Origin of the sequence: Streptomyces sp. NPDC048420 (assembly GCF_040651535.1) — a bacterium.
GTDB lineage: Bacteria > Actinomycetota > Actinomycetes > Streptomycetales > Streptomycetaceae > Streptomyces.
The window spans coordinates 1-1227 of sequence record NZ_JBEZKG010000080.1; the positions used below are offsets into that span (position 1 = coordinate 1).

Genomic DNA, 1227 nt, shown 5'->3' on the forward strand with positions numbered 1-1227 from the left:
CTCGCCGCGGCCGGGCCGAAGGCCCTGACCGCGATCCGGGCCGCGCGGGCTGAAGTGCGCCAGCATGTCTGGCGGTTGGCCGGCCGGGAAGCGCCTGATGCGGGCGGGACGGTGACCGTGGACCTTGACGGGGTGCTGGTGATCGCGCACTCGGACAAGGAGGACGCCGCACCCACGTGGAAGCGAACCTACGGCCACCACCCGCTGATGGGGTTCGTCGACCACGGACCGGGCGGCACGGGTGAACCGGTCGCGGCCCTGCTCAGACCAGGCAACGCGGGATCGAACACGGCGGCCGACCACATCACCGCCACCCAACTGGCCTTGGCCCAGCTGCCGAAGAAGTACCGGCGCGGGCGCCGGACCCTGATCCGCACCGACTCCGCGGGCGGCACCCACGACTTCGTCGCCTGGCTCGCCCAGCGGGGACGGTGGCTGTCCTACTCGGTCGGCATGGTGATCACCGAGCAGGTCCACCAGCATGTGCTGAAGGTTCCGGCATCGGCCTGGACGGCGGCCGTCGAGGCGGACGGCCAGATCCGCGACGGCGCCTGGGTCGCCGAACTCACCGGCGACGTCCTGGACGGCTGGCCCAAGGACATGCGGCTGATCGTCAGAAAGGAACGACCGCACCCCGGGGCCCAGTTGCGGCTCACGGATGCGGACGGCATGCGGCTGACCTGTTTCGCCACCAACACCTTGGGCCGGCCGATCGCCCAGCTCGAGCTCCGTCACCGGCTGCGGGCCCGGGCCGAGGACCGCATCCGCGCCGCCCGGGCCACCGGCCTGCGCAACCTGCCCTTGCACCGCACGGCCCAGAACCAGATCTGGCTGGAGATCGTGCAGATCGCTCTCGACCTGCTGGCCTGGATGCCGATGCTCGCCCTGACCGGCAAGGCCCGTCTCTGGGAGCCCCGCCGACTACGGCTCCGCCTGTTCACCGCGGCCGGGCAGCTCGTGACCACCGGCCGTCGGCGAATCCTCCGCCTGGCCCGGCACTGGCCCTGGACCGATCACATCACCGCAGCCCTAGACCGGCTCGCCCAACTGCCCGACCCTGGCTGACCAGCGGATTCCCCGTCCCCTTCGACAGCACCTCAACACCCGGAGCAGTGGAATCCGGCGCCATCCCGAGGCGTCACTCGGCTCTTCGGCCTGCACAGCCTCAGACCACGGCACGAAAACGGTCCACCGACTCCGTCGGCGGACTGTCACGAAACTTTGAGG

General features: G+C 70.9%; 1 protein-coding gene. It reads left to right on the plus strand.

The features are described from left to right. Positions 1-1065, plus strand: a 1065-nt coding sequence (locus AB0D34_RS47280; protein ID WP_362674402.1) for an IS1380 family transposase, incomplete at its 5' end; no start/stop codon positions are given. Between the last annotated feature and the right edge of the window lie 162 nt (positions 1066-1227).